This window comes from Deinococcus arcticus (assembly GCF_003028415.1).
In the GTDB taxonomy this organism is placed as follows: Bacteria; Deinococcota; Deinococci; order Deinococcales; family Deinococcaceae; genus Deinococcus; species Deinococcus arcticus.
On record NZ_PYSV01000013.1, the window covers coordinates 33923 to 52903 of the forward strand.

The 18981-nt window shown below is 69.5% G+C and carries 18 protein-coding genes; 7 read left to right on the forward strand and 11 right to left on the reverse strand.

The genetic code is table 11. The features are described from left to right. Positions 1-32: 32 nt before the first annotated feature. Entirely contained in the window at positions 33-2819 is a 2787-nt protein-coding gene (locus tag C8263_RS13245; protein WP_107138613.1) for a valine--tRNA ligase, read from the reverse strand. A gap of 42 nt (positions 2820-2861) precedes the next feature. Next, positions 2862-3377: an NUDIX hydrolase gene (locus tag C8263_RS13250; RefSeq protein WP_107138614.1), complete on the reverse strand. Its 516-nt coding sequence runs from the start codon at positions 3375-3377 to the stop codon at positions 2862-2864. Positions 3378-3749: 372 nt separating this feature from the next. Here C8263_RS13250 and C8263_RS13255 point away from each other — a divergent pair, with 372 nt between their 5' ends. Continuing rightward, positions 3750-4316: a hypothetical protein gene (locus tag C8263_RS13255; protein ID WP_107138615.1), complete on the forward strand. Its 567-nt coding sequence runs from the start codon at positions 3750-3752 to the stop codon at positions 4314-4316. Between the two features lie 58 nt (positions 4317-4374). On the opposite strand, the gene C8263_RS13260 is transcribed toward C8263_RS13255, so the two are convergent. Together C8263_RS13260 and C8263_RS13265 are read right to left on the reverse strand one after the other, a co-directional pair. After that, a complete protein-coding gene (locus C8263_RS13260) occupies positions 4375-5106 on the reverse strand; it encodes a hypothetical protein (RefSeq protein WP_233218812.1) in 732 nt (243 codons plus the stop codon). A 208-nt stretch (positions 5107-5314) separates the two neighbouring features. Beyond that, positions 5315-5836, reverse strand: coding sequence for a DUF4388 domain-containing protein (locus C8263_RS13265; protein ID WP_107138616.1), 522 nt, complete (start codon positions 5834-5836; stop codon positions 5315-5317). A gap of 140 nt (positions 5837-5976) precedes the next feature. On the opposite strand from C8263_RS13265, the gene C8263_RS13270 reads away from it, so the two are divergent. Further along, positions 5977-6990 (forward strand): ADP-ribosylglycohydrolase family protein, encoded by a 1014-nt coding sequence (locus C8263_RS13270; protein ID WP_107138617.1) that lies wholly within the window; start codon positions 5977-5979, stop codon positions 6988-6990. Positions 6991-7037: 47 nt separating this feature from the next. Here the strand turns inward: C8263_RS13270 and C8263_RS13275 are convergent, their stop codons facing one another. The 7 genes from C8263_RS13275 to C8263_RS13305 all read right to left on the reverse strand — a co-directional run bounded on the left by C8263_RS13275 (position 7038) and on the right by C8263_RS13305 (position 14174). Then, on the reverse strand, positions 7038-7829 hold the full coding sequence (locus C8263_RS13275) for an ABC transporter ATP-binding protein (protein ID WP_107138618.1): 792 nt from the start codon (positions 7827-7829) through the stop codon (positions 7038-7040). 310 nt (positions 7830-8139) lie between these two features. Continuing rightward, positions 8140-9168, reverse strand: a complete 1029-nt coding sequence (locus tag C8263_RS13280; protein ID WP_107138619.1) for a FecCD family ABC transporter permease — start codon at positions 9166-9168, stop codon at positions 8140-8142. Continuing rightward, complete coding sequence (locus tag C8263_RS13285) at positions 9165-10091, reverse strand: ABC transporter substrate-binding protein (RefSeq protein WP_199188400.1); 927 nt, start codon at positions 10089-10091, stop codon at positions 9165-9167. The genes C8263_RS13280 and C8263_RS13285 overlap by 4 nt, the downstream gene beginning before the upstream one ends. A gap of 293 nt (positions 10092-10384) precedes the next feature. Continuing rightward, positions 10385-11404, reverse strand: coding sequence for a FecCD family ABC transporter permease (locus C8263_RS13290; protein WP_233218814.1), 1020 nt, complete (start codon positions 11402-11404; stop codon positions 10385-10387). Then, the gene (locus C8263_RS13295; protein ID WP_107138620.1) at positions 11398-12306 is read right to left on the reverse strand and encodes a sucrase ferredoxin; all 909 of its coding nucleotides are present in this window, start codon (positions 12304-12306) and stop codon (positions 11398-11400) included. Before C8263_RS13295 ends, C8263_RS13290 begins: the two co-directional genes overlap by 7 nt. Continuing rightward, on the reverse strand, positions 12307-13230 hold the full coding sequence (locus C8263_RS13300) for an ABC transporter substrate-binding protein (RefSeq protein ID WP_107138621.1): 924 nt from the start codon (positions 13228-13230) through the stop codon (positions 12307-12309). Next, positions 13227-14174: an iron-siderophore ABC transporter substrate-binding protein gene (locus C8263_RS13305; RefSeq protein WP_107138622.1), complete on the reverse strand. Its 948-nt coding sequence runs from the start codon at positions 14172-14174 to the stop codon at positions 13227-13229. Before C8263_RS13305 ends, C8263_RS13300 begins: the two co-directional genes overlap by 4 nt. A gap of 212 nt (positions 14175-14386) precedes the next feature. On the opposite strand from C8263_RS13305, the gene rpmE reads away from it, so the two are divergent. From rpmE to C8263_RS13330, 5 genes are all read left to right on the forward strand, one after another. Next, positions 14387-14605: a 50S ribosomal protein L31 gene (gene rpmE, locus C8263_RS13310; protein WP_107138623.1), complete on the forward strand. Its 219-nt coding sequence runs from the start codon at positions 14387-14389 to the stop codon at positions 14603-14605. Positions 14606-14778: 173 nt separating this feature from the next. Further along, positions 14779-15393, forward strand: a complete 615-nt coding sequence (locus C8263_RS13315; RefSeq protein ID WP_107138624.1) for a thymidine kinase — start codon at positions 14779-14781, stop codon at positions 15391-15393. Between the two features lie 145 nt (positions 15394-15538). Beyond that, positions 15539-15925, forward strand: coding sequence for a response regulator (locus C8263_RS13320; protein ID WP_107138625.1), 387 nt, complete (start codon positions 15539-15541; stop codon positions 15923-15925). A 25-nt stretch (positions 15926-15950) separates the two neighbouring features. Then, positions 15951-18311, forward strand: a complete 2361-nt coding sequence (locus tag C8263_RS13325) for a transglycosylase domain-containing protein (protein ID WP_107138626.1) — start codon at positions 15951-15953, stop codon at positions 18309-18311. Positions 18312-18594: 283 nt separating this feature from the next. After that, complete coding sequence (locus C8263_RS13330; RefSeq protein ID WP_107138703.1) at positions 18595-18978, forward strand: penicillin-binding protein; 384 nt, start codon at positions 18595-18597, stop codon at positions 18976-18978. Positions 18979-18981 lie beyond the last annotated feature (3 nt).

Consider the following 18981-nt stretch of genomic DNA (forward strand, 5'->3'; position numbering starts at 1 on the left):
ACCCTCGGGATGCGGCCTCTGAACCCCAGGTCTTATGCGAACTGCGCCAGCACCTGCTCCAGCCGCTCTTTTTGCGCGCCAAAGTCAGCCACGCGGCGCTTTTCTTCCTCAATCACCTCAGCGGGGGCGCGGGCCACAAAGCCCTCGTTCGCCAGTTTGCCCTGCGCCTGCCCAATCTGCTTGTCAAACTCGGCCAGACGCTTTTTCTGCTTGCCCAGCCAGTCGGCAATATCCACCGTGCCTTCCAGAGGCGCCCGGACCGTCACGCCACGTTCCACCAGTGACAGGGTGCGGCCGTCCAGGCTGGGCACCAGCGCCACACGGGCCATGCCTTCCACCACGCGGGCGTTGTCCTGCACGGTGGCGGCCAGGTCGCCCTCCACCACCACATTCAGGCGGTCCTGCGGTGAGAGGCCCAGCTCGCTTTTCAGGCTGCGGGCAGCGGCCACAGCGGCGCGCAAGGCGTCAAAGGCCCCCTCGGCCTCCAGATCACGCAGGGCGTCGTCCGGGCGCGGCCAGGAGTGCAGCGCCAGCTGACGGCGGTGGCCCAGGCCCGCATACAACTCACTGGTGATAAACGGCATGAAGGGATGCAGCAGCTTCAGGATGTGCTCCAGCGTGGCCTTCAGGGTGACCAGCGTGGTCAGTTTGCCCTCGCTCAGCGCCGGCTTGGCGGCCTCGATGTACCAGTCGCAGAACTCGTCCCAGGTAAAGGCGTACAGGGTGCGAATGGCGGCGCCAATGTCAAAGTCGTCCAGATGCGCGCTGGCCTCGGCGGTCACGGCGTTCAGGCGCGACAGAATCCAGCGGTCGGCCAGCGAGAGGTCTGCGCGCGCCCGCACCGCCGCAATGGCGTCACGGCTGCGCATGGCTTCGCCCACCGAATCGTCCAGGGCGCTCTGCACGTACTGAATCAGCGCCTCGTCTTCCTCACTGCCCAGCGTTTGCAGGTTGGGCAGCGCCTCGCCCAGGCGCAGCAGCGCAAAGCGCGCCGCATTCCACAGCTTGTTGGCAAAGTTGCGGCCCTGCTCAAAGCGCCGGGGGTCGTGCTTGATGTCCTGCCCACCCGTGGACAGGTACGAGAAGGCAAAGCGGCACGCGTCCACCCCGTAGCTGTCAAACAGCTCCAGCGGGTCAATGCCGTTGCCCTTGCTCTTGGACATCTTCTGGCCCTTGGCGTCCAGGTACAGGCCGTGCAGCATCACGGTATGGAAGGGCGCCTGACCAGTCAGGCCGTAGGCCGCCATCTGCATGCGGGCCACCCAGAAAAACAGGATGTCGTAGCCGGTCACCAGCACCTGCGTGGGGTAGAACTTGCGGAAGTCCTCGCTGTCCGTGTCGGGCCAGCCCAGCGTGGAAAAGGGCCAGAGGTTGCTGCTAAACCACGTGTCGAACACGTCGGGGTCGCGGCGCAGGCTCAGGTGCGCGTAGCGGGGGTCCTGATCGCAGTCCAGATCGGGGGTCTCGGGGTCAGGCACGTACAGGTTGCCCTGCTCGTCGTACCACGCGGGAATCTGGTGCCCCCACCACAGCTGGCGACTGATGTTCCAGTCACGGATGTTCTCCAGCCAGTCGCGGTTGACCTTCGTGTAGCGCTCGGGCGTCAGCTTGATATCGCCCGCGTCCAGCCCGGCCAGGACCTGATCGGCAAACGGCTTCATGCGCACAAACCACTGCTCGCTCACGATGGGCTCCACGGGCACCTTCGTGCGCTCGGACAGGCCGATGGCGGTGTCGTGGTCCTTTTCCTCCAGCAGGTCGCCGCTCTCCGTCAGGGCCTTCACCACGGCTTTGCGGGCGGCAAAGCGCTCCATGCCCCGGAACTCGGCGGGCACCAGTTCGCCCGTTAGGTTGCCCTGAAGGTCAATCACGCTGGGTCGCGCCAGGCCGTGCCGCTCGCCAATCTCGAAGTCGGTGGGGTCGTGCGCGGGCGTGATCTTCAGAGCGCCCACGCCAAATTCCATTTCCACGGCCTCGTCGGCAATGATGGGCACGTAGCGGTCCGTGAGGGGAATGCGCGCTTCCTGACCAATCAGATGGGCAAAGCGGGGGTCCGTGGGGTGAACGGCAATCGCCTGATCGGCAAAGATGGTCTCCGGGCGCACGGTGGCGATGCGGATTTCACCGGCCTCGCCGTTGCTGGGCGCCGCCCCTGGGTCGCGCAATTTGTACGACAGGGTGGACATCTTCCCTCTGCGCACCTCGCGGTCAATCTCCAGTTCAGACAGCGTGGTCTGCGCCGCCGGGTCCCAGTTCACGATGCGCTCGCCCCGGTAGGCGTAGCCCTCGTGGTACAGCTTCACGAACTGGTGACGCACCGCACGGCTCAGGCCCTCGTCCATGGTGAAGCGCTCTCGGGTCCAGTCGGCGCTGACCCCCAGGCGCGAAAGCTGGTTCAGAATCATCCCGCCGGACTCGGCCTTCCAGTTCCAGACCCGTTCCAGGAAGCCTTCGCGGCCCAGGTCGTGGCGCGAGGTGCCCCCGTCACGCAGCTGCCGCTCCACCACCACCTGCGTGGAAATGCCCGCGTGGTCCATGCCCGGCAGGTACAGCGCCTCAAAGCCCTGCATGCGCTTATAGCGGATCAGGGTGTCAATCAGGGTGTTGTCCAGCGCGTGGCCCAGGTGCAAATTGCCCGTCACGTTGGGCGGCGGAATCACGATGGTAAACGGCTCACGGCCGCTGGTGGCGTCGGCCCGGAAGGGCTCGGTGCGCCACTTGGCGGCCCACCCGGGCTCCACGGCTTGCGGGTCAAACTGCTTGGCCAGGGTAGAGGCGTCGTTCTCGGGGGCGTCGGGGGTCTGGGTGAGGTCGGTCATGGGGAGCTCCTGGGAGGGGGCGCGCATGGGCGCGAAAAACGGTCAGAGGGTGGCTGGGGCAGCGCGGGTGAGGTGGGCCTGAAGCGCGGGCAGGGCGGTTTCGTAGCCAAACCTGGGAATCAGGCCGTGGGCCTGCTGAGACACGAACCGGCAGTGAAAGGTCATGCCCGCGTCGGTCTCGCCGCCCGTCACCCAGTGGGGCCAGTCGTTGGGGGTGGCCACCGGCGCGGCCAGCCAGAAGTAATGCCAGACCTGCGAGGTCTCACCGCGCGTCCAGTGGTAGGAGGCCAGATGAACCGGCGAATGCAGGCGCAGGCCGGTTTCTTCATAGGTTTCGCGGACGGCCGCCTCGGCAGGTGTTTCGCCGGGGTCCACGCCGCCTGCGGGCACCTGAATCCCGGCGTCGGGGTACAGGGGTGGGTGCTCAAAGACCAGCAGCTCGTGAGGCGCGCGGGTGATGTAGGCCAGCACCCGCTGCCGCCAGCCACGCGCCTGAGCCAGGGCAATGGCCTCGGCCAGAGGCAGGTCGTACCCGGTCATTTCGGTTGGTGTGTTCATTCCACTGCCCTCCAGAAACGAAAAAACGTCCCGTCCGCCGGCGTATGCCGGATGCGGACGAGACGAGAAAGGGTCCCGTGGTACCACCGCTCTTCCCCCACTGACGGCGGGGGCACTCTGCGCGCTGTGCCGGGCGCACCCGGACGGCTCTACCTCCCACGCGGGGTGGGGCTCTGCCGTCATGCTCGCGGGCGACGTTCGCCGGGTGCCGTTCCGCCTGCCCTCTCAGTCTCGGGGCGGGCTTCCTGTGGGGGCTGAACCCGGGTACTCTTCCCGGTCACTGCTCCGGGAGTGTACGCGCCGCGCAGGGGCATTTTCAATTGGCGAACTGGCCCATAGGCGCCGGGCCCCCATTGCAGGCACTCTGGGCGGATGCCGAATGACGACGGAACCGCACCCGACTGGGCCGGTCTGACCCTGTACCACCGCGCGGTAAGGGACGTGCGCGGCGACCGCCTGTGGCCCCTGAACCGCCTGCGCGACCTTCACCCGGAGGTGTACGCCCGCGAGGTCGCCAAATATCAGGGGCGCGAGGGCCTGCTGGCCGAGCGGGTGGAGCGCCTGGACTGCCTGTGGAACGACGTGCTGTTCTTCTCCCCGGTCTCGCCGGGGCCGCTGCTGAACGCGCTGCGTGACAGCGGGCACGCGGTGCCGCCAATGCGCTTCTGGACCCTGCCAGCTTCGGCGCTGGACCCCGCGCGGGCGTGCGTACGGCTGGTGCGGCCCTGGCCGAACGGCGTCAAGCCGCCGCCCGACCCTAGCGATGAGCTGCCCTTTACGCCCAACGTTCTGCGCGCAGTCTCGGTCCCGCCCCCAGACACGCTGGCCCGGCTAAGTCAGGTGTCACCAGGCGCCCCCATGATCCTGTGGATGGACGTGCCACATGTGTTGTACCGCGGCGACGTGCCTCTGGATGCGCTGAGCGAGGCGAGGTTCTAAGAAGGTCGCCCACACGTTTCCGAAACGTCAGAACCGTTTCCCTTGCGAGGCAACCAGCTTAGCGGCTCTCCTCGGCGGCCAGTTCGTAGCGGTACAGCAGCGGTTTTTTCAGAAAGCCGCGTGGCACGGTCACGGTGGCGTTGCGGTAAGGCACGCCCTGCACCGCCGCTCCCGCCGCGTAGGTCTGCACCTCGGTCACGATGCGCGCGGTGCGTTCGCCCAGTTCCAGCAGGCCCTCGGCGCGGGTCAGAACGTCGTACGGGTGTTCAATCAGGACGGTCAGCTTCACACGCTGCCCGGCCAGACTGCGCAGGGGATTGGCGGCGCTGGCAAAGGTGGCGCGCACCGGGTCGGCCACGCGCTCACAGGTCACGCGCAGGCTCAGGGCGTACTCGCCCACCGGAAACAGCGCCTCACGGATCAGGGTCACGCCGTCGCCCTCGGCCTCCCGGAAGGCCGAGAGCAGCGCGGCGCGGCGGTTACGCAGCAGGGTCACGGGCGCGGCCGAGCTGCCGCCCTGCATGGGAAAGTCGCCCCGGTTAATCAGGCGCTCGGCGTGCAGCAGGGTGTCTTCACGGGTGCGGAAGGTGCGGTGCGTCACCGGCTGGTGGGGGTGCCAGCGCCCGGCCGAGTCGCGCTGCTGCCACTCAACCCACAGGTCGTAATGCTCCTGCTCGCGCCAGCTGGGGTGCGCCTGCACGGCGCTGGCTGGGCGCACCTGGCTGTCCCGGCCAAACTCGTCGCGGGTCGTTTCGGGGGTGCGGGTGTCGTTCCGGGTGATGGCGCTCATGGGTCCTCCGCTGCCGCCCATGATGCCTGAACCGGCCGACCTTGTGCACGGAGACTTCACGAGCGCCTAAGGTGGCGGGGCCTGTGGGCGCGGCCTGACGCACTGCGCTTCATGACGGCGCCGCCGGGAAAGTACCGTCTGCGCCGCCATACTGCCAAATCCGCCGTTCTTCTCTGCTTGCTGGGCTCAAGTTGAACCGGAAGCCGGCTCAGCCCAGTTCGATCAGGCCGGCCATCAGGAAGGGGCGCAGGGTTTCCAGGGTCACGCGCGGCGCGTCCGGGGAGCGTTCCAGCAACATGCGGATGTTCTGGCTGTCGCCCACGAGGCTGAGCACGCGGTACTGGGCGCGCGTGACCGGCTGCGCATCGTTCCACTTGGCGCTGAAGCGCAGGCGCTGGTTCCAGTCGGGAAAGGTGCGCGACAGCGCGGTCCAGCCTTCAGAGTCGTCCAGCAATCGGCGCAGCGCCATGTCCCGGCGCAGGGCCAGGGTGCGGTTGGGGGGTTCCTGGCCCACCTCGAAAGTAAAGATGCCGCCGTCCAGACTGGCCATGCACTGCAGCGCGTGCTCGCCGCGCAGCCGCCCGGCCTCGGCGTGCACGATCTCGCCGCGTTCCAGCCACAGCTGGCCGCCGCGAATGTGCTCCACGATGAGCCGCCCGGCCCGCCCGCTGGTCAGGAACATCTGCATCACGGACAGAAACGGAAAGACCGCCAGGTCGCCTCGCACCATATGTCCCGTAGTGTAGTGCCCCCGTCCGGGGGTACACCAGTCCGCACAGCGGGGGGCCCGTGCACGCCCCCTGTGGGGGCAATGGGCGCACCCGGCGCCGCGCCCTGCCCCCCCCCAGGCCCTGTGCGAAGATCGGCCCTGTGACAGAGCCTGCCCTGCCCCTGCGTGCCCTGCTGTCCCTGTGCGCCGCCGACGCGCTGGGCGCGGCCACCGAGTTCAAGACCCCGGAGGCGATTGCCGCCCACTACGGCCCGGAGCTGCGCACCTACCAGCCGGGCAGCGTGTTCGGCTTTGCCCCGGGCGAGGCCACCGATGACAGCCAGATGGTGGTGGCCACCTTGCTGGGCTACGCGCGCGGCGAGGGCCCGGCGGGTGTGCTGGCGGCGCTGCGCGAGTGGCTGGGCACCGCCCCGCCGGATGTGGGCGGCCTGACGCGCCGGGCCCTGGGGCTGGGCACCCTGGACGGCGGCGTGCGCGCCTGGACCGAGAGCGGCTTTGACGCGGCCGGCAACGGCGGCCTGATGCGCATCGCCGCGCCCTGGCTGGCCGGTTTCCGGGGCGCGGCGCTGGCCCGTGAGGCGGCGGTGCTGACCGCCCTGACCCACGCGGACCCGCGCTGCGTGCACGCTTCAGTCTTCTTGACGGCGTTTCTGGAAGCGCTGGAAACAGGCGGGCCCTACGCCGAGGCCGCCCGCTCGGCACTGACTGTGATGGACCGCTTTGACGCCCACGCGGCCCTGGTGGACGCCGGCCTGCTGGGGCTGGAGACCCAGGCGGCGTGGCGGGCCCTGCGCGAGCGCGACCGCGAGGCCCGCGCGGCGGTCCGCGCCCGCGTGCGCTCGGGGGTAGAGGGTGGGCTGACCTCGCAAAGCGGCTACGTGCTGGACACCCTGGAGGCGGCCCTGGCCCACGGTCGCCGGGGCGACTGGCTGGCGTGCATTGAACCCGCCGCGCGCCTGGGCGACGACAGCGACACCGTGGCCTGCGTGACCGGGGCCATTGCCGGCGCCCGGGGCCTGCCGGTCCCCGCTGACCTTCTGCCCCCCCTGCGTCTGGGCCACAGCTGGCCGGGCTGGGAGCGGGCGTGGCGGTGTACAGAGGAGTTACCCGGCGTCCTGGCAGCGGCCAGAGGGGCGCTGAGCCACGGGCCATGAACTCTGGGCCATGAGGCTTCTCCCCATGGCCCAGAGTTCATGGCCTCTTACCTCGTCAGCGCATACGGAATCACATGCGGCCGGCCGGTGTCCGGGTCCGGGATAAGGTGGCCGCGCAGCCCGAACACGTCGCGCAGCAGCTCGTGGGTCAGCACCTCGCCGGCCGGACCCTGGGCGTAGACCTCGCCGCCCTTCATGGCAATCAGTTCGTCGCTGTAGCGCGCCGCCTGATTCAGGTCGTGCAGCACCATCACCACCGTCTTGCCCTGTTCGGCGTTCAGGCGCTGCGCGAGGTGCAGCACCTCCAGCTGATGGGACGGGTCCAGATAGGTGGTGGGCTCGTCCAGCAGCAGGATGTCAGTCTGCTGCGCGAGGCTCATGGCAATCCAGGCGCGCTGGCGCTGCCCGCCGCTCAGGGCTTCCAGGGGGCGGCCCGCAAAGATGCGCATGCCGGTCTGGTCCAGCGCCCAGGACACGGCCTCGCGGTCTTCCTCGCGGCGCACCGGAAAGCGCCCCTGGTGGGGATGGCGGCCAAACCACACGAGTTCTTCCACGCTCAGGCCCTCGGGGGCCGTGGGGCCCTGGGGCAGCATGGCCAGGCGACGGGCCACCTCGCGGCTGGGCAGGGTGTGCAGCGCCTGCCCATACAGTTCAATATGGCCGCGCCCGGCAGGGAGGAGCCGCGCCAGCGCGCGCAGCAGCGTACTCTTGCCGCAGCCGTTGGGGCCGATGATCGAGGTAACCGCGCCGCCCCTGAGGCGAAGGCTCAGGCCCGGCACGATGACAGTCTGGCCATAGCCAAGGCGGAGGTTGGTGGTGGACAGGGGGGGATGGGTCATAGGGGGTCAGTGGGGAGTGGGCAGTGGAAGAGGCAGGGCGTGGGCGCCGGCACCGGGAAGAAGGGTTTGGCGGCGTGGAGGACAGCAGGCACCCAGGAGTGCAGTTCCCTCCACTCAGACGAGTTCCGAACAATGCCGTGACCCATGACGGAATGTTTCCGACCGGAGGGACGCGCTGCGGAGCGGAGCAGAAAAAGAGACGGATGTCCGGGAAGTGGACTGCCCCCAGCCGAAGGCGGGGAACATTCCCCTTCTTCCCGGATGTGACGGACATGGACGGAAGTCCGTATCGCTCCTGAGCACTGCCCACTCACCCCGCTCTCCTCAGCAGATACAGAAAATACGGCGCCCCCACCAGCGTGGTGAAAACCCCGGCCGGCACTTCAATGGGCGGCAGCAGGGCGCGGCCCAGGGTGTCGGCGGCCAGCACCAGCGCCGCGCCGATCAGCATGGATACAGGCAGCAGCCGGGCGTGCCGGGCGCCCACCAGCAGTCGGGCCAGGTGCGGGGCCAGCAGGCCTACGAAGCCCAGGATGCCCGCACCCGTGACGGCCGCCCCGGCCAGGGCCACCGCCACCGTCAGGCACAGCAGGCGGGCCGCGTTCACGCGCGTGCCCAGCGAGGTGGCCAGGTCCTCGCCCAGGTTCAGCAGGTCCAGGGAGCGGGCCAGCAGCAGCGCGGCGGGCAGCAGCACCAGCGCCCAGGGCAGAAGGGCGGCGGCGCGCAGGGCGTCGGCGCCGTACACCGTGCCGGTCAGAAAGCCCAGGGCTGACCCTAACCCGTCCGGGGCGCGCACCAGCACCAGTTGCTGCGCGGCGCCCAGGGCAGCCGCCACCGCCACGCCCACCAGCGCCAGCCGCACCGGGTGCAGGCTGCCGGCCCCCGGCCCGGCCCAGTCGCGGGCCAGGGCCAGCACCAGGGCGAACCCGCCCCAGGCCCCCAGCAGGGCCGCCCAGGGCAGCCCGCCCGCCGGGGCCCCCGGCCACGCCAGCAGAAAGACCGTGGCCGCCAGCCCCGCCCCCGCCCCCACCCCGATCAGGTCCGGTGAGGCCAGGGGGTTACGAATCACGCCCTGCAACATGCTGCCAGAGGCCGCGAACATGGCGCCAGCCAGCAGCGCCACCACGATGCGCGGGGCGCGCAGCTCCAGGACCAGTTGCCGGGTCAGGTCGTCGCCGCCGCCCAGCAGCACGCGCAGGACGTCGCCCGCTGGAGTACGCACCGCGCCCAGGCCCAGCGCCAGGACCGCCAGCAGCAGGGTCAGGGCACCCAGCCCCAGGCCCAGCGACACGGCGCGGCCGGTGCCGAACCGGCGCCCGGGACCAGACTGAACGGTCATGGGGCCCGGAAGCGGGCAGCCGGCGCGGCGTCCTGCAGCAGGCGACTTTCAATGGCCTCGGCCACCATCAGCTTCAGGGCCAGCGGGCCCCGGCCGCGCGTCCAGTTGTCCCGGTTGAACACGTACACGCGCCCGCGCGCCACAGCGGGCAGCTTCTGCCACAGGGGGTTTTTCTTCCAGGTCTCGGTGATGGGCGTTTCGTCGGGGGCCGTGAACAGCACCAGCGTCTGCGGCTGCAGGGCCACCAGTCCTTCCAGAGAAAGCTCGTACTGGGTCTGGTCGCCCTTGACCGGCAAGAGGTTCTTGCGGCCCAGGTCTTCCAGGAAGCTGCCCACGAAACTCTGGTTCGTGTGCGCGGTCAGAGACTGCGGCGTGGCCACCGCCGCCACAAAAGCAGGCGCACCCTTTTTCGCAAAGGCGCGGGCCTTGCTCATCAGGCTGGCCTGGTCGGCCAGCAGGCGTTTGGCCGCCGTCTCGCGGCCCACCAGCTGCCCAATCAGGAGGGTCTGGGCGTTCAGGTCGTCCAGACTGCCCCGGCGGCTTTGCAAAGCGGCGGTGGGCGCCAGGCGGCCCAGTTGCGGCAGGGTGGCCTTGTGCACAAAGGCGTCGGCCAGAATCAGGTCCGGGCGCAGGGCCGTGATGGCCTCCAGGCTGGGCTGGGCGCGGCTGCCGGTGGCAGACACGCCCGCCACGCGCGGGGCAAGGTAGGGCGGCGCGCCCCGGTCACCGCCCTGGGTGCCCAGGGCCCCGCCCACGGGCTTGACCCCCAGGGCCACCAGCGTGTCCAGAAAGGAGTATTCCAGCGCCACCACGCGCCGGGCGGGGCTGTCCAGGGTGAGGGTGCCGCCCTCATGGCGGACCGTGACGGCGGCAGCCGTGGCCGCCAGGGTGAACAGGGCCAGGGTCAGCAGGGGATGTTTCATGGGTATTTTCATTGGGAAAGGCTCCTGAGCAGCAGGGGGGAATCAACAGTGCGGACAGGGGCAGAACCTGGAGTGATCAAGGGCGATCAACAGGCCGTTTTTGCCCCTTGCGGGGGACTTGCAGCGCTGCGCAGCAGCGAGGGAACAGGGATGGATGTCCGGGAAGAGAGCTGGAACAGCGCCGACGGCGGGGAGCCTGCCCTTCTTTCCGGATGTTCCAGAACTGGACAGCCGTCCGGATGAACCCGGGGACTGCACACGCGGCGCGGGAAGCGGATGGACAGCGGCGCACGTTACCCCCGGCGCCCCACACGGCGGGCCAGCAGCACGAAGAAGGGCGCGCCCGCCGCCGCCACCAGAATCCCCACCGGGGTTTCGGCGGGTTTATCCACCAGCCGGGCCGCCGTATCGGCCAGGACCAGCAACGCGGCGCCCAGCAGCGCGGCCAGCGGCAGGCTGAGGCGGTGGTCCGGGCCCATGAAGCGGCGCGCGGCGTGCGGCACGATCAATCCCACGAAGCCCACCGGGCCCACCACGCTCACCGAGGCCGCCGCCAGCAGCACACCCAGCCCCGTCACCACCCCCGAGTCGCGTTTCAGGCGGGCGCCCAGGCCCCGGGCCACGTCCTCGCCCAGGGCCAGCAGGTTCAGCCTGGGGGTCAGCAGGGCGCTCAGCACCAGCCCCAGACCCACCCACGGCGCCACCTGGGCGGCGTGTTCCCAGGTGCGGCCCGCCACACTGCCGGACAGGGCAAACAGCGCGCCCTGGGCCCGCTGCTCCCACAGCAGCTGAATCACCCGTGTGGCCGCCCCCACCAAGCTGGCCACCGCCACCCCGGCCAGGGCCAGCCGCAGCGGCGTCACCCCCACGCGGCGCGCGGCGCTGTAGGCCACAGACGCCGTGAGGGCGCCGCCCAGAAAGGCGGCGGGCACGAACAGCCCGCCCGGGGCCGCCGGAAAGAACACCACCATCACCAGAATGGCCAGGGCGCCGCCGGCCTCCACACCCAGAATGCCGGGATCGGCCAGCGGGTTGCGGGTCACGGCCTGCAGCATCAGCCCCGACACGCCCAGGCCCGCACCGGCCAGGGCCGCCACCACGGTGCGCGGCAGGCGCAGGGTATGCACCACCAGGCTCCCGGTGGAGTCGTCCGGGGCCAGGAGCAGGCGCAGCACCTGGGGCACCGTCAGGTCACTGGCCCCACAGGCCAGCGAGGCCAGCAGTGCCAGGACCAGCGCGCCGGCGCCCAGGCCCAGCCACAGGGGCCAGACCCGGCGCGGCCGGGCGGCGCGGGCCACGGCAGAGCTCAGCACCACGTCACCCGGTACTGCTTGACCTCTGACCACTCGGGTTTGTGGCTGGAGCCGGGCACCCGCAGCAGGTCGTGTTCCACGCGGGCGCGCACGGCGCCGCTCTCGCCGTTCCAGGTGTAGGTCAGGGTCACGTCGTCGCCGCTGATGGTGGCCTGCCGCTGGGCCGTTAACCAGGCCCAGCCGTGCCGGAGGAGCAGTTCGCGGTCCAGCACCTGGGCCAGGGGGGGCAGGCCCGCAAAGCCGCGCAGGTGCCGGGCCACCGCCGTGGGGGCCACCGCCCGGCGGGCGAGGCGCACGGCGAGTTCCGGGGTCAGGTGGGCCCACAGCAGCCCGCTGGGCAGTTCGGCCGCTGTGGCAGCAAAGCGGTGGCCCCCAAAGTGTCCGGTGCGCCACACGCGCAGGCCCGCCGCGCCCAGGCCCTGAAACACCGGCACCCCGTAGCGCCCGCAGGCCGCGTCCACGGTGCCGTGGGTACACACATGCAGGTCGGGGCCGTCCGGCACCGCCTCTTCCTGCCAGCCGCGCAGGTTCTCCGGTTCCAGCAGGGTGTCTCTCAGGCCGCGTGCCCACTCGCTCTGGGGCAGCTCAGACTGATAGTCGCGCCGGACATAGCCGCCCGCGCCCAGCGCGTAGTGCCTCACCCGCAGCGGCTGGCCCTGGGTCTGCGGCGCACTCATCAGCAGCCCAAAGCCCGCGCCCGATACCTCCACCTTGCCGCGCAGCCGCTCGAACACTTCACCCTGCCCGGGGGTCCAGTTCGCCACGTCGCGCACGCGGGCCCACATCGGCACGTCCAGTTCCAGCACTGTGACTTCCTGCCAGTGGGGCGCCGTGCCGATGGGATCCTCGTTCAGCGCGCGCGACACGTCCGCGCACAGGGGCAGGCGGGGGGCAGCAGTCATTCAGCGCCCCAGCAGCTGGCGGCTGATCTCGTTCGCCAGGGTCAGGGCGCTCAGGGGGCCGCCGAAGATCCACGTTTTCTCGTTCAGGGGATAGGCCCGCCCCGACTTGACAAAGGGCAGCCCCTGCCACAGTGGGCGCACGCTGGGGGCGGCGAACACGTTGTCCTCCTTCTGGGCCACGTACAGAAAGTTCGTGGTGTTCAGGGTGGCCAGCGCTTCCAGACTGACCTCGGAAAAGCCGTAGGGCTGCGCCGGGGCCGCCCAGGCGTTGACCAGACCCACCTTTGCCATGACCTCGCTGACCATGCTGTTGCTGGTCAACAGCCGCGTGGTGGGCGCGCCGCCCCGCGCCGTGAACGCCTGGGCAAACACGAAGCTCTCCCCGGCCCGGCCCGCTTTCTTGAGGTCCTGGCCCACCCGCGCCAGCCGGGCGTCGAGGTTGCTGAGTACCTGACGGGCAGTGTTCTGGCGGCCCAGCAGCGTGCCGGTGGTGCTGAACGTCGAGCGCATCTCGCCGTACTGCGAGGGGCCAGCGTAGGCGTCAAAGGCCACTGTGGGCGCTATGGCCGAGAGCGCCGCGTAGTTCTGGACCGAGCGCAGTCTGGCCGTCAGAATCAGGTCGGGCTTCAGGGCGCGGATCTTTTCCAGGCTGGGCTGCTGCCGGGTGCCCACGTCCTGCACCCCTGCACCCAGGGGCACTGGAATGTTCACCCACTCGCGGTAGCCGGCCATGTCCGCCATGCCCACAGGCTGTCCCCCCAGGGCCAGCACATTTTCCGCGTAGGCCCATTCCAGCACGACCACGCGCTTGGGGGCCTTTGGCACGCAGGCGGTGCCCAGGGCGTGGGTGACTTCCCGCCCCGCACAGGCGGCACCCGCCGAGCCGCCGGCCGCCAGCGCCAGCACGGCCAGCAGGGCCTTCACTTGACCTTCTCCAGAATCAGTTTCGTCAGGGCCGCGCTATGGCGCAGGCTGGTCAGGGGCCCGCTGTAGGGGCTGAAGTCTTCCGGCACGTACACCACGCTCTGGGCCTTCAGGCGCTGGCCCACGGGCGTATTCAGGAAAGCGCCCGCGCCATTGTATTTGCCGCCCGGGGGAAACAGCACCACCAGCGTCTGCCGGTCCAGGCCCAGCAGCGCTTCATCGCTGAGCGCCGAGCCCACACCCAGGGTGGTCCTGGCGCCCCGCAGGCCATCCTCAAAGCCCAGCGCCCGCAGGTCGGGCATCAGGCGCACGTCGGTGTACAGCCAGTTGGTGCCGCCCGCGAAGGGGGCCACCACCACCACCTTGGGGTACTTGCGGAACACGCCGGCCGCCCGCAACCTGCCTGCGTTGGCCCGGTGGGTGTCGGCCACCTGCTTGATCACGCGCTCGGCCTCCACCTGCTTGCCGAACACCTTCGCCAGATCGCGCAGGCCGCGCTGCCAGAAGCCAGCCCCCGCCTCGGCGTAGCCCACGGTGGGGGCAATCTTGCTCAGCCTGTCGTAGTTCTGATTGCCCTGCCACGTCAGGCGCACGATCAGGTCCGGCCTCAGCGCCGTGATGACTTCCAGGTTGGGCGCCGTCCACGAGCCGATGTAGGCCGGGCTGTTCAACGGCACGCGCCCGTAAAAGCCCTGCTTGAGCACCTCGGGCTTGATCCGGCCGCCGCTCAGGTCGTCTGGGGTGAAGTAGGTGCTGCCCAGGCCCACCACCCGGTCACTCACGCCCAGCGCAGCCAGCCACCCCAGGGCTTCCTCGTCCAGCGCCACCACCCGCTTCGGGTCCCTGGCAATGGTCGTCTTTCCGTCGTCGTGGGTGAGGGTCAGGGTCTGGGCCACAGCGGTGGCGGCCAGCACCAGGGTCAGGGGAGTCAGCAGCTTCAACATGCCCCGGCATACTGAACTAAACCGAGTAAATTAGTCAAGTTTAGAAGTTGAGGTGAGTCAGCCGGGCGCCGGGGACGTTCTGGTGAGGGCCGTCTGCTCTGTACCTGCACGTACCTGTGCAGGCCGGGGGCTCATGGTGTACACTGTCAGGGTTGCCCGCTACGCACATGCCCCGGTCATCCAGGGCGCAGACGTGGCGGAGGAGGCACTCCATGAAGAAAGACATCCACCCCAAAACCGTTCCTTGCAAGATCATCTACCAGGGCCAGGTCGTGATGGAAACCCTGAGCACCAAGCCCGAGATCCACGTGGATGTCTGGAGCGGCGTTCACCCCTTCTGGACCGGCGAAGAGCGCTTCGTGGACACCGAGGGCCGTGTGGACAAGTTCAACAAGCGCTTCGGCGACAGCTACCGCACCAAGAAGAAGTAAGGCCGCCCGCCGGCTCTTCGCGCCCCGCCCTCCAGCGGGGTGTTTCTGTTGCGTTGGGCTCTGGGCGCTGAGCCATGGGCAAAACCCGGCAGGGCATCTGCTGACAGCCCTCTGCTCTCCTCCATCCCCCATCAACAATCAACCATCAACCACGCCGTGGCATACTCCCCCCCGTGCTCAAGTCCCCCTACCACGGCGGTCACCTGGAAGTCATCGTCGGGCCCATGTTCAGCGGCAAAAGCGAGGAGCTGATTCGGCGCGTCACGCGCGCTGTGATTGCCCGGCAGCGTGTGCAGGTGTTCAAACCGGCCATGGACGACCGTTACCACGTCTCGGCCGTGGCCAGCCACGCGGGGCGGCAGGTGCAGGCGGTGGCGGTGCGCGGGGCCGCCGACATCCGCGCGCATCTGACGGGCGAGGGCGCGCTGCTGCAAGGACCCGGTGAAACGCCCCTGCCCGACCTGGTGGGTATTGACGAGGTGCAGTTTCTGGGCGAGGACGTGGTGCCGCTGGCCCTGGACCTCGCGGCGGCGGGCGTGCGCGTCATTCTGGCCGGGCTGGACCTGGATTTCCGCGCCGAGCCGTTTGGCTGCATGCCCGACCTGCTGGCCCGCGCCGAGAGCGTGGAGAAGCTGACCGCCATCTGCACAGTCTGCGGCGCTCCCGCCACGCGCTCGCAGCGCCTGATCGGCGGCGAGCCCGCGCGCCTGAGTGACCCTGTGGTCCTCGTGGGCGCCCAGGAAAGCTACGAGGCGCGCTGCCGGGTGCACCATGAGCTCAGGCGATGACGGTTCAAGGGTGATGGTTGATGGACAAAGAGAGCGGTGACTCCCGTCTCTCCAGGCCTGGAGCGTTCCGCTTCACACCGCCATTTCCATCACCTATCAACCGTGACCCATCAACCCGCCGCCCCTGGGCGGCGCCTGCACTATCATGGGCTTCATGGCGTATACCATTCTCGTCGCAGACGACGAACCGGCCATCCGGACCATGCTGGAGGTCATTCTGTCGGCGGACGGGCACGAAATTGTGGCGGTGCAGGACGGCAAGCTGGCGCTGGATTACCTCCGGGATCACACCCCGGACGCCATGCTGCTGGACGTGAAGATGCCGCACATGGACGGCTTTGAAATCTGTTCCCGGGTCAAGCGCATCAAGCGGCTGCGCGACACCCCAGTGCTGCTGCTGACCGGCTTCGACGACGACCAGACGCGCGACCACGCCAAACTCGTGGGCGCCGACGACATCGTGTATAAGCCGCTGTCCGGCAAGAACCTGCGCACCCGCGTCAACCAGCTCATCGAGGCCCGGCGCCGCTGATGGGCGCCCTGTTCCGGAGCCCGGCGTGATCTACGTGCTGCGCTTTTTCAAATTTCTGACCTCGCTGCTGCTCGCCGCCCTGGTGGCGGGGGTGGGCGTGGCGGCCACCTACGCGGTCAAGTGGGGCCGCGAACTGCCCGATTACCGCGAGCTGGACAATCTCACCCGCTCACTGGGCGCCGAGACCCGCGTGTATGCCCGCGACAACACGCCGCTGGGCAGCCTGATTCCCAGGGTGGGCGATCAGGCCATCAGCCGCACGATTGTCAACCTCAACGAGATCAGCCCGTTCATGGTCGCGGCGCTGATTGCCAACGAGGACCGGCGCTTTTTCGAGCACTACGGCCTGGACCCCTACGGCATCGGGCGGCAGTTTCAGCGGCTGGCGCGCGGCGACAACGTGCAGGGCGGCTCCACGCTGACCAACCAGCTGATTAAAAACACCCTGCTGCTGGACGAATACCAGCAGGCGCGCAGCCCGGACCGCAAGTTCAAGGAATGGATGCTGAGCGTGCAGGTGGAGCGCTCCTTTACCAAGGAAGAGATTCTTCAGAACTACCTGAACGCCATCTACTGGGGCGACGGCGGCCCGGTGGAGCTGTACGGCATTCACTCGGCGGCGCTGGCCTACTTTGGCACCACCCCCAAGGCGCTGACCCTGGCCCAGAGCGCCTACCTGACCGTGCTGGTGCCCAGCCCAGGCCGCTTCTATCCCAACTACCAGGCGGTGCGCCCCCTGATGAAAACCCTGATGGCGCGCATGGTGGAAGACGGCTGGATCACCCAGGCGCAGATGGACGCGGCGTGGCGCGAGAAGGTGCAGCCCAGGGGCTGGAAAATCACCTACGACGCGCAGGGCAACGTGCTGAGCGCCCGGAACGTGGACCCCAGCCAGAAGGAACTGAAGGCGGTGACCACCACCCGCGCCGAGCATTTTGTGCGGCAGGTGGAACAGGAACTTGTGCGCCGCTTTGGCCGTGAGAAGGTGTACGGGTCGGGGGGCCTGCGCGTGTACACCACGCTGGACCCCAGGGTGCAGACCGCTGTGGAAACCGCCAGCCGCGAAACCACCTATCTGCCGCCCGGGGCCACGCTGGGCGCCACCATCATCAACCCCTATACCGGCGAGGTGCTGGGCATGATCGGGCAGAAGCTGCGCGGCACCGAGCCGCCGGACGCCTGGAACAACGCGGCGCAGGGCCAGCGCCAGATCGGCTCGACCATCAAGCCGCTGCTGTACACCACGGCGCTGTCCACCGGGCTGACCCAGGCGCACCGCGAGGCCGACCGGCCCATCACCTTTCCCTGCACTGGCTGTAAAAACGGCGTGTACGCGCCGCAGAACTTTGAAGGAGCCACCACCTACCGCGACATGACCATCCGCGAGGCGCTGGACCGCTCGCTGAACCTGGTCACCGTGCGCCTGGCCGACCGCATTGGCCTGCAGACCTTCTTCGGCAAGCTGCGCCAGCTGGGCCTGCAAACCAACGACGGCACCGGGCTGGCCGCCGCGCTGGGCGCCGTGGAAACCACGCCGGTGAAAATGGCGGCGGCCTACGCGCCCTTTGTGAATGGCGGGCTGTACCGCGCGCCACGCTACCTGACGCGGGTGACCACCGCCCGGGGCGAGGTGCTGTACGACGCAGGCAGCGAACCCGTGCGCCCGGCGCGCGTGTGGACCCCGCAGATCGCGTGGCTGGGCCTGGACATGATCCGGGGCGTGGTGAACGACCTGACCGAGCCCCAGGGCGGACTGGCGGGCCGCGCCAAGTTTGGCGAGTGGCCGGTGGCGGGCAAGACCGGCACGAGTAACGGCCCCAAGGACCTGTGGTTCGTGGGCACCACGCCGCTGTACACCGGCGCGGCCTGGGTGGGGCGCCAGCAGGGCGGCGACATGCCCACCTACTACTACTCGGGCTACGTGGCCGCGCCCATCTGGCGCCGCATGATGGAACTGGCCCACGAGGGGCAGGCTGTGCGCCAGTTCAGCGAGCCCCCGGGCATTCAGTACGTGGACGCGCCGGACGCGCAGTTTCTGCCCAGCGTGAAGGTGGCCGTGCTGGACCCCAGTTTCCGGGGCGCCGCGAACACCGATGTGCAGGAAGACGCCCCCCCACCCGTGCAGTACCGCGAAACCGGCTACGCCCCCAGCCAGGACCCCGACACCGTGCTGGTCAGCCTGGACCGGGTGACCAACCGTCTGGCTACCGAATTCACCCCGCCCGAGAACATCGTGCAGCGCCGCGTGGAGATCGAGGCCCTGCCCGCCTACGCCCCGGACCCCGCGCCCCAGCCCCTCAAGGACGAGACCCCCGACCCGGCGGCCCTGAAGGCCACCCGTACGCCCGGAAATCAGGCGGTGCCAGGCGGGCAGGCGGCGCCGTGAGTTCTGGGCACTGGCCCATGAGCTGTGAGCCATGAGGGACAGCGCCTCTTGACGCTCAGCCGCTCCGGCTGAGCCCCCACCCACCCAACGCACTGTTCTTCCAGTCGGCGCCCGCTGTCATGCAGGGCGCCGGCCCCGTTGGCGCTGTGCCCTGACGTCCCCCCCCCCGCCCAAGCGCCCTAGCCCCCACAGCTCATGGCTCATAGCCCCTGGCCCATGGCCCAGTGCCCCTCTCACCCCCGCGTCATCCCTGCCGCCCCGGCTCTCTGGCATCATGGGCGCCATGCGACCCCGCCGCGCGCCCCTGCTGACCCTGCTGCTGACCCTGGGTGTGTCCACCGCCGAAGCGCGGGTGCGCCTGGGTGAGCTTCTGCCTGCCCACCCCTGGCAGGCAGCTGGGCGCGAGGTGGTGGTTGTCTACAGTCACGACTGCGGCGATCTGGGTGACCTGTGGCAGGCGGTGCTCTCGTCCGGGCTGCCCGTGCGGGCCGTGAACGCCGAGGGCACGCCCTCTCCGGCCCCAGCGGGTCTTCAGCCCTGGCGGGGCGAGGCCGCCAACGCCTTTGCACGCAAGCTGCGGGTGGGCGCCTACCCCACGGTGCTGCTGGTGCAGGACGGGCGGATTCTGAATGCCTGGGAAGGCACATTCACCGGCGCGCTGGAGTAAGCG